Here is a 6310-nt window from a genome sequence, read left to right on the forward strand (position 1 = left end):
AAATCAAGCCCCTTCGTCTCGTCGGTGGTACTCCGAGGAGACGAAGGGGCTTTGTATTCCATCGTATCTTGGGCAGTCGCAGATCCTTCGCTTCGCTCAGGATGACCTAATACAAATAAAAATCCTGCCCACCGTCATAGAAGCGCGGATCGGGCCGGACGGCGCCCGGCGGGATCGGTGCGCCGTTCATGTAGTAATTGAGAACGGCCGGGTTGGAAGGGCTGCCCGGGTTCTGCAAGGCTGGATTCGGCGAATAATAGCCGCCGACGGGGTAGCCATAAGCCGGCCCGCCCACCGGGACATAGCCGGCATAAGGCGGCGGGTAAAAACCGGGATAGCCATATCCATAGCCATAAGGCCGGCCCACCACCACCGCGCCCGAAGCCAAGGCGGTCGAGGCCGAGAGGCCCAAAAGGCCGATTCCCAATAGGCATTTGCCGAGTTTTTGGCGGATGTTCATCGTTCCCTCCTGAAAACAGGTGTCATTCCGAGGCCCAAAGGGCCGAGGAATCCTTGCGGAGGTCTTTAGCAAAAAAACTCCGCAAGGATCCCTCACTCCGTTCGGGATGACAATCTGCCAGTCAAGAATTTACACCAACTAGGGACGCTTTTCGAGCGGGACGTAATGCTGGTCCTGGGGGCCGACATAGTCCTCGCGGGGCCGGATCAGCCGGTTGTCGGCGTATTGCTCGAGGATATGGGCGCCCCAGCCCGACATCCGGCTCATGGCGAAGAGCAGGGTAAAGAGGTCGGTCGGGATGCCGAGAGTGTAATAAACCGAGGCCGAATAGAAATCGACGTTGGCGTTAATCTTCTTCGTCTCGATCATGTAGTCTTCGATCTTCTTCGACATCTCGTACCATTTGAGATTGCCGGTCGCGAGGCTGAGCTGCTGGCTCATCTTGCGGAGGTGGGTCGCCCGCGGATCCTCGGTGCGATAGACCCGGTGGCCGAAGCCCATGACCTTCTCGTGGCGGCCGAGCAAGTCCTTGACGTAGGCGCTCGGATCCTTGTCGCCGATCTCGAGCAGCATCTCCATCACCCGCTGGTTGGCGCCGCCGTGGAGCGGGCCTTTCAAGGTGCCGATGGCGGTGGTGATCGCGCTGTAGACGTCGGAGAGCGTACTGGCGGTGACCCGAGCCGCGAAGGTCGAGGCGTTGAAGCCGTGATCGGCATGCAGGATCAGCGCGATGTCGAAGACCCGGTTGCTGGTCGGATCGGCTTCCTTGCCCTTGAGCATGTAGAGGAAGTTGGCGGCGGTGTTGAGCTTGTCGTTGGGCGCCACGATCGGCTGGCCGCTGCGCAGCCGCTGGAAGGCGGCGACGATGGTCGGGAGCTGGGCGATCAGCCGGATCACCCGGACCCGGCTGGCCTCGATCGAATTGTCCTCGGGCGTCGGGTCGTAGGAAGACAGGGCCGACACCGTGGTGCGCAGCGCGTCCATCGGCTCGGTGGTCTTGGGCAGCATTTTCAAAACCTGGAGGGCGCCGTCGGGGATGTTCCGCTGCGACTTCAGGCTCTTGTCCAGCTCGGCCAGCTCCTGCTTGTTGGGCAGCCGGCGATTCAGCAGCAGGAAGACGACCTCCTCGAAGGTGGCGTTCTCGGCCAGCTCATGGATATTGATCCCGGCATAGACGAGCTCGCCCTTATCCCCATCGATGAAACATATCTCGCTCTTGGCGACGACGACGTCTTTCAGGCCTGCTTGAATCTCGGACATATTCGAAAAACCTGTTTAAAATTAAGGTGAACGACAGCGCGACCTTATTCCACAAGTATTTCAAATATGCAAAAAAAACCTAGGTCAATACAAGGTGCAGTATTGGCGGCCTAAATACCAATGACATTGAGGGGTTGGACCCTGGGCGGCGACGAAGTACACTGGGGCTTTGTAGGGCTTGGGGCCGTAATAGGCGACGGGGCGGCCGTGGCAGTGACGTTGGCCATGCTTCCAGTGGCAATGATAGGCGCTGTGTTTTTTACGGCAGGCCTCGGCGTCGGAGGCGGTCATCGCCAGGCCCAGGCTGCCGAGCAAGGATAAGGCGGATACTAAGAGGATTTTTTTCATAATGTGCAATCCCGGAAGGGCCGGAGTACGGTGCCCTTCCCTGATGTTTTAACGGCGGTATCAATCCCGCCGTCTGTCTTGAAAGAGGGCCCGAGCCGGGATTTAGTTAAAGCGATGTCCAAAATACGAAAAATATTGCTGGGTTTGCTCTTGATCGGAAACCTCGGCAGCGCCGAGGCCGCCGAGCCCTTCGGCGGGGTCGGAGTGGCGCTGGATCAAGATCCACAAAATCCCGGCGGCATCGTCGTGACCACCGTCACGTACAAATCGCCGGCCGACAAGGCCAAGATCCGGCGCGGCGACCGCCTGCTCAAGATCGATGGCGCCGACGTGGCCGGACAAAGCCTTCAGCAACTGGCCGACAAGATCCGCGGACCGGTGGGTAGCACCGTGACGCTGACGATCACCGGCGGGGGCGGGTTGCGCGACGTTCCGCTGATCCGCGCCCAGATCGCGGGCGGGCCGGTGGTGGCGGTGCCGCCGCCCGGCGGTTCGACGGCGCCTTCCGGCGGGACCACGACGGCGCCCGGCGGGGGAGGCAGCGCCGTCCAATTCACCCCGGCCGAAAAAGAGTTGATCAAGAGCAAGATTATGGGTTTGAAGACCGATCAGCAGCGCGAAACGATGATGAACCTGTTGCAGGCCCTCAAGGAGGGCAAGATCGACAAGCCATCATTCATGAAATTTTTGAGGACCGACTTCGGCGATGTCAACGCAGCCAAATAAAACGCTCGAGACCTTTCCCAATCCCTATCCGGGCCGCGACTACGAGATTAAATTCGAGTGCCCCGAGTTCACCTGCCTTTGTCCCAAGACCGGCCAACCCGACTTCGCGACCCTGCACATCCGCTACGTTCCGGACCGGACCTGCGTCGAGCTGAAGTCGCTCAAGCTTTATCTCTGGTCCTTCCGCAACGAGGGGGCCTTCCACGAAGCCGTGACCAATCGGATCCTCGACGACTTGGTGGCGGCGGTGAAGCCGAAGGAAATGGAGATCTTGGGAGATTTCTACGTGCGGGGAGGGATTCATACGACCATCCGGGTAGGGTACACAACTTCAGGTACAGAAGGCCGATAGGTCCTCGCTTAAGCCTAACCAAAGGATCCACATGACGCCTGGACGGATACGCCCCCCTGGGATTCCACCGGTTGCCACGCCGGAAGGGGACCGCACGGTCTCGGGCACCGATCCGACCATGGTCGATATCCGGGTCCATCCGACCGGAGCGGCGCCCCGGCGCCGCCTGCCTTCGTTGACCCATATCCTTCGCCCCCGGCGCCTCAGCCTGACCAATGAGACCATCATCGTGGTCTTCAATCCGGCGGCCCGCGATGGCCAAGTCAACGGCGAGCTGCCCTCGCTGATTGGGACCCTGCGCCAGGCCGGCGCCCGGGTCATTGCAGTCGAAACCCTGCCCGATGCCGAACAGAGGCGGCAGCGCATTCGCGATGCCACCAGCCAGGCCATGCAGGGCGGGAGAAAGTTCTTCGTCCTGCCGATGGGCGGCGACGGCACCATCGGCGAGACCGTCGGCGAGGTTCTGCGGCAGAGCGGCCTCTCCTTCGATCCCCGCGCCAATCCGGTCCGCGATTCCGAAGGCGGGCAGGGCCGCTCGATCTTCGTCCTGGCCCGCAAGGGAACCGCCGCCGACTTGGCGGTCCAAGTGGACGCGCCCAAGAACGTCCGCGACTTGCCGCAATTCATTTCGCGGGCGGTCGAGCTCAACTTCCGCTTTCCGGTGGTCGACGGCTCCGAGGCCGGCATCCATTCGATGGGCTTCTTGGCCTCGGGCTACCTCTTCGCCCTCCGCCAGCAGAACCGCGAAGCCAACCCGACCGGATTTTTCAATCAAGGGCTTTGGAGCTACCTGCGACTGCTGCCCCACGCCATCGCCAACCGCTACGGCATGCTGGGCGTCGACATCACGCTGACCCGCACCAATATGGCCGGCGAGGTTTTGGCCCGCGAAACCATGTCGGGCGCCGAAGTCACCGTCACGCCCAACCGCATCCTGGCCGGCGTCGGCGGCGTGCCCGGCGCCTGGGGCGAAACCAAGGTGGTGGTCTTGCCGCCGATGTTCCAGGGCGGCGGCTTCGCCTTGGCCGAGTACATCGGCCGCGGCCTCTTGACCAAATACCTCGGCCTCAACTTGGTCGGCCCGCGCAGCCGGCTCTGGACCCTGACGCCCCGCCGCCAATGGGTGGTCAACCCCGGCGAGCAAATCAAGGTCGAGAGCACCGTGCCCGACACGCTGATCTGGGATCTCTTCCGGGTCTATCAAGATTGGCGGATCCGCCATGGCCGAGCCGGGCCCGAAGTCCGGGTGCCGGCGGCCAGCCAGCCCTTGCCGGTGCCGGCCCAACGCAACGGCGACGTCGTCCCGCCGATCTCGGAGTTCACGGTCCATGCGCCGACCTTCACGATCGCCAAATTGGCCGCGCCCAATTCGTTGGCGGTGCGCTTGGCCCGGGCGAGCTGGCTGGTGCGCGGCGAAACGCCGATGATCAGCGACCAGCAGATGGTGGCTCATTTGCCGGGCGACAATTCGGTGATCGAGGACAACACGCCGACGCGGCGGACGGTCCGGACGGTTTTCCTCTCGATGCCGCGGCTCCACCGCCTGATGCGGCAATACAATATTTCGCCGGAGCGGGTCGAGAACCTGCTCACCGCCTCCCAGGGCGTCGAGACTTTTGCCCAGCTGGAGCGAATGGTCACCGAGCGCCTGACCATCGAGCATTTGGAGGATTGGCTGCAGAGCGAGCGCGGCCAGCGCTGGGCGGCCGCCAACGCCGAGGGCCTCCGGGCCTTCCGGGAGCGCCTGCTGCGCGGCGGTCCGCCGCTGGCGATGGGCCTGGTCTCGCTCTTCGGCGCCGAACGCTTGGCCGACATCGCCGGCCTCGATCCGGTGCAGCAGCGCGAGCTGCGCTTCGCCTTCGTGGTTTATCTCTCGCATGCCGTGAACTCCTCGACCCATGCGATGTGGCAGGTGGCCGCCAACCGGATTTTGCGGCAGCCTTATCATCTGGCTTCGATACGCAGCGCCCGCATCGCCGGCGAGCGCTTGGTTCAGTGGACCTTCATCGAGCGGCCGACGATGGCCGGCGCGATGTACGAGTCGGTGCTGCGCCAGAGCGGCATCGAAGCCGGCTTCACTCGCGGCCTCTTGGCCCGCGGCTTCTCGCTGGCGACGCTCTTGCCGCGGGCGGCTTGGGGCATGGGCCAAGGCCTGATCTTCAGCCGCCTGGCCGAGCGGATCGTGCATGACGCGCCCGAGGATTCGCCGCTCCGGACTTACGCGCCGACCGCCGCCTTCTTCGCGCCCGACTTGGCCAAGCTCTTGGCGCCGGCCCGGGCCGGCCGTTTTTTGGAGTCGCGGCCGATGCGCTTCGCGGCTCGGGCCTTCGCCGCCGGCTTCATCACCGACATGGCCTTCACCGGCCTGCACCGCCTGCACTACGGCGATGACGCGCCTTACGAGCTGTGGACCGACGTCCGCGCCGCCGAGGCCCGCCGCCAAAACGGCGAGATCGGGACGTTGAGCTGGCGCCAGATCCCGCGGCTCTTGGCGCCTTCGCTCTCGGCTTATATCGACAGCCACGATTTCCTTTTCGGCTCGGGCAATACGCTGCGCCAAGCGATCCAGTCGGGCGACCGGGCCCAGAGCCGCAGCACCGAGGCGGCCTTGCGCGAGGCCTTGGTTTGGCTGCCGCAAGTTTTGGGGACCTCGGCGTCGGAATTGCTGCGCGAAGAGATTCGGCTGACCGAGGACGAGCGGATGATGCTGGAGCAGATCGAGCATTGCGCCGGCGGCCCCCGATTGCGCCGCGACGCCAGCTTCGGCGAGACGGCGACATATTTAAGGCGGGAGTTCCGCGGCCTAATTTCGAGCGAGGAGGAAGCGGCCCGCCACTTAGGCAGGATTCAAGCCTACCGCAGCCAACAAGCCCTCGCCCAGCTCGGCCAGCTCGAGATCGAGGAAACCGCCGAAATCCGCCGCCTCTTCGACAACCGCGGCCGCCTGCGTTCCGGGGTGGAGAGCGAGTTCCGAACCTGGCTTCACGCCCCGGCTCCGCAACCCATGTCCTCTTAAACCCGTCCGCCTTCACGCCACGACGTCATCCTGAGCGAAGCGAATACCCATACTGGGCACAAGGGATCTGCGACTGCCCAAGAAACGGAGTACTCCAGCGCTCCTTCGATCCCTCGGACCCCATTAACGGCACGAAGAGGCTTCGGCT

At 63.5% G+C, this 6310-nt stretch carries 6 protein-coding genes; 3 read left to right on the forward strand and 3 right to left on the reverse strand.

The features are described from left to right. Positions 1-106: 106 nt before the first annotated feature. From VJR29_01665 to VJR29_01675, 3 genes are all read right to left on the reverse strand, one after another. Complete coding sequence (locus tag VJR29_01665; GenBank protein HKY62104.1) at positions 107-460, reverse strand: hypothetical protein; 354 nt, start codon at positions 458-460, stop codon at positions 107-109. Between the two features lie 138 nt (positions 461-598). Then, on the reverse strand, positions 599-1720 hold the full coding sequence (locus tag VJR29_01670; protein HKY62105.1) for a citrate synthase: 1122 nt from the start codon (positions 1718-1720) through the stop codon (positions 599-601). Positions 1721-1804: 84 nt separating this feature from the next. Continuing rightward, the gene (locus tag VJR29_01675; GenBank protein HKY62106.1) at positions 1805-2068 is read right to left on the reverse strand and encodes a hypothetical protein; all 264 of its coding nucleotides are present in this window, start codon (positions 2066-2068) and stop codon (positions 1805-1807) included. A 114-nt stretch (positions 2069-2182) separates the two neighbouring features. Here VJR29_01675 and VJR29_01680 point away from each other — a divergent pair, with 114 nt between their 5' ends. Genes VJR29_01680 through VJR29_01690 form a run of 3 tightly spaced genes read left to right on the forward strand, consistent with a single transcriptional unit; the run spans position 2183 to position 6162 of the window. Beyond that, complete coding sequence (locus VJR29_01680) at positions 2183-2794, forward strand: PDZ domain-containing protein (protein HKY62107.1); 612 nt, start codon at positions 2183-2185, stop codon at positions 2792-2794. Then, entirely contained in the window at positions 2775-3146 is a 372-nt protein-coding gene (queF, locus tag VJR29_01685) for a preQ(1) synthase (protein HKY62108.1), read from the forward strand. Before VJR29_01680 ends, queF begins: the two co-directional genes overlap by 20 nt. A gap of 31 nt (positions 3147-3177) precedes the next feature. Then, positions 3178-6162, forward strand: a complete 2985-nt coding sequence (locus VJR29_01690; GenBank protein ID HKY62109.1) for a diacylglycerol kinase family protein — start codon at positions 3178-3180, stop codon at positions 6160-6162. The last annotated feature ends 148 nt before the right edge of the window (positions 6163-6310 follow it).

The sequence above is a fragment of the bacterium genome, assembly GCA_035281585.1.
In the GTDB taxonomy this organism is placed as follows: domain Bacteria; phylum UBA10199; class UBA10199; order DSSB01; family DSSB01; genus DATEDP01.